The 2,769-nt window shown below is 68.9% G+C and carries 2 protein-coding genes; both read right to left on the minus strand.

Annotated features, from left to right (window positions below; translation table 11 throughout):
* Positions 1 to 174: 174 nt before the first annotated feature.
* Entirely contained in the window at positions 175 to 954 is a 780-nt protein-coding gene (gene istB, locus ACG04R_RS28340) for an IS21-like element helper ATPase IstB (RefSeq protein WP_394418158.1), read from the minus strand.
* A gap of 47 nt (positions 955 to 1,001) precedes the next feature.
* The gene (gene istA / locus ACG04R_RS28345; RefSeq protein WP_394418161.1) at positions 1,002 to 2,525 is read right to left on the minus strand and encodes an IS21 family transposase; all 1,524 of its coding nucleotides are present in this window, start codon (positions 2,523 to 2,525) and stop codon (positions 1,002 to 1,004) included.
* Between the last annotated feature and the right edge of the window lie 244 nt (positions 2,526 to 2,769).

Genomic DNA, 2,769 nt, shown 5'->3' on the forward strand with positions numbered 1-2,769 from the left:
TGCGTATTTCGGCCAACGTGACCGGTCATTTCGGTCATCGTGACCGACGCTGTTGAGGAGCGTCGGAGAGGTCGTTTCGGTATCGTGACCGCCCGTTTCGGCGATCGTGACCGCCGGGCCGGCGGCGGGTGCTGCGTAGGGTTCGAAGTCTAGGGTGGCGGGGGCTGGATCAGGTCAAGATTGGTCCTCCTGAGCTGCGTTTTTTGCCTTGCTTGCCGCGCGTTGCGTTCGCCCCGTGCGACGGGACTCGCCTTCGAGGCTGAAGCGCCGGCAGCGCTGCATGAGTCGGTCCAGGATCGCGTCGGCCACCGTCGGATCGCCCAGCCAAGCGTGCCAGTGCTCGATCGGCAGTTGGTGCGTGATGATGGTGGCGCGCTGGGCGCTGCGGTCGTCGATGATCTCCAGCAGGTCGGCCCGCGTGGCCGCGTCGATGGCGCCGGTGGCCCAATCGTCCAAGACCAGCACGTCGATCTTGGCGAGCTGCTGCAGCCAGCGCCGGAAGCTACCCGCGCCGTGCAGGATGCGCAGCTCCTCGGCCAGGCGCGGCACGCGCAAGTACAGCGCCGAGTGGCCTTGGCGGCAGGCGTACTGCGCCAGCGCGCAAGCCAACCAGGTTTTGCCCAGCCCCGTTGCCCCGGCGAAGCAGATCGTCTCGCCGCGCTCGATCCAGGTGGACAGCGCCAGGCCCATCAGCGCGGCGCGGTCGATGCCGCGGATGCCCTCGAAGCTCGCGTCCTCCAGCGTGGCGCTGGGGTACTTGAGCTGGGCCCGCTGCAGCAACCGGGTGCGCTTGCGGTCGCCACGGGCATGGACCTCGCGCTCGACCAGCAGGGCCAGGCGCTCGTCGAAGGACAGGCTGAAGGCATCGGCCTGCTCGTGTTGCTGTTGCAGCGCGTCGGCGAAGCCTTGCAGCTTGAGGGCGCGCAGTTGAGTGAGGGTGGCGTTGTTAAGCATAGGTGTCGGGGTTCGGTTCGTTGCGTTGGGTGTCGAGGTGTGGCGCGTCATTGGTAGTAGTCCGGGCCGCGCACATTGGCGTGCGCCGGGCTGGTCCACTCGGGGCCAGGCCCTTGGGCGACGAGATCGCGGTTGTTGGCCAGCAAGTCACGCACATGCCGGTAGCGCACGGTTCCCAGCGCCAGGGCGCGCTCGCAGGCCGCCTCCAGCCGCTCGCGGCCGTAGCTGCGCGACAGGCTCAGCAGCCCCAGGCACGAGCGGTAGCCGTGCTCTGGGTGCTTGTAGGTCTGCAGCAGCCGCGTGACGAGCTCGCCGCAGGACAGGCCGATCTGCTGGCCCCACTCGATCAGGCGCTGGGGCGTCCACTGCAGGTGCGCGCGGTGCGCCGCCGGCATGTGGGCCTCCACGGTCGTGAAGCCGCCGCGCCGCTCGCTGCGGGCGTGCGCCGCCACCCGCTGGCCCCGCAGCAGCAGTTCCACGCCGTGGCGTGTCAGCCGGGCCTCCAGCGTCTGCTGGACCAGCGCATGGGGCACGCTGTAGCGATGTCCGTCCACCTCCACGTGGTAGTCGATGTGGACCTTCACGGTCTTGAAGCGGGCCAGTTCGTAGGGCTGCGCTGGCAGCGGCATCAGGGCCGGCGCATCCAGCTCGGCGAACACGCTGGCGCGGCTACCGGGCAGCTTCTGGAAGGGACGCTGGTTCACGCTGGGCAGCAGCTCGGCGATGGCCGCGTCGACCTGCGCGACGGTGTCGAAGCGGTGGTGGCGCAGCCGCGCCAGCACCCAGCGGCCGATCACTTGGACCGAACTTTCTGCAGTGGCCTTGTCCCGTGGGGAACGTGGGCGCGCCGGGAGCACCGAGGTGCCGTAGTAGCGGGCGAAGTCCTGCACCGAGTCATTGGCGCGCGGCTCGTAGCGGTCGGCGCAGGCGATCACGGCCGTGGCGTTGTCCGGCACCACCAGCTGCGGCACGCCGCCGTAGAAGTGCAGCGCGCGCACCAGCCCCTCGATCCAGTCGTCCAGGCGCTGTGCGGGCGTGGCGCAGGCGAAGACACAGCTGGAGGCGGCCATAGCCGAGACGAAGACCTGGGCACGGGCGCCGTCGCTCAAGGGCACCGTGGAGCCGGCGTAGTCCACGAACATCTTCTCCCCGGCGCGCCGATGCTGGCGCATCGAGCGCTTGAGCGTGGCGGCGAATGCCTTGTAGTGCTCGCAGAACTGCGTGTAGCGCCAGGTGCGGCCCTCGGGGTGGGCGGCCACGTACTCCTGCCACAGCAGCATCAGCGTGACGCCCTTGCGGTCGAGTTCGCGGTGGATGCGGCCCCAGTCGGGGACGACGACGGGCAGCGCCGTGGCCGAGCGCGGCTGCAGCGCGGTCGCGAGCTGCTGCTCGCTCCAGTCCTGGATCGTGGCCCAGTCCAGGCCGGCGGCGCTGGCCAGCCCGACGTACTTGGCGACCACGCCCTTGGAGATCTTCAGCGTGGCGGCGACTTGCTCGTGAGAGAGATTCGCGTGCCACTTCAGGCGGATGACGTCCTTGATCATGCGTAGAGAAAGTTGTTGCTTGGGCATCCGTGGCTCGAGGGCAAAAAACCGTCGAGGGTAGGAGGCCCGGGTTGCGTTCTCTACGCAGCACTGCCGGCGGTGCCGGCACCCTCCTCAAGAGGCGCCGTCACGGCGGTCACGATCGCCGAAATGGGCGGTCACGATGCCGAAACGGCCGGTCACGATGAGCCGAAATCAGCGGTCGGTCACGATGACCGAAATGACCGGTCACGATGCCGAAATCGGCGGTCACGTTGGGCCGAAATACGCA

Source organism: Pelomonas candidula (assembly GCF_043555985.1).
Lineage (GTDB): Bacteria > Pseudomonadota > Gammaproteobacteria > Burkholderiales > Burkholderiaceae_C > Pelomonas > Pelomonas candidula.

Bases quoted from the DNA above. Each gene is read 5' to 3' on its own strand.
- istA (WP_394418161.1), bottom strand. From the start codon at position 2,525: ATGCCCAAGCAACAACTTTCTCTACGCATGATCAAGGACGTCATCCGC.
- istB (WP_394418158.1), bottom strand. From the start codon at position 954: ATGCTTAACAACGCCACCCTCACTCAACTGCGCGCCCTCAAGCTGCAA.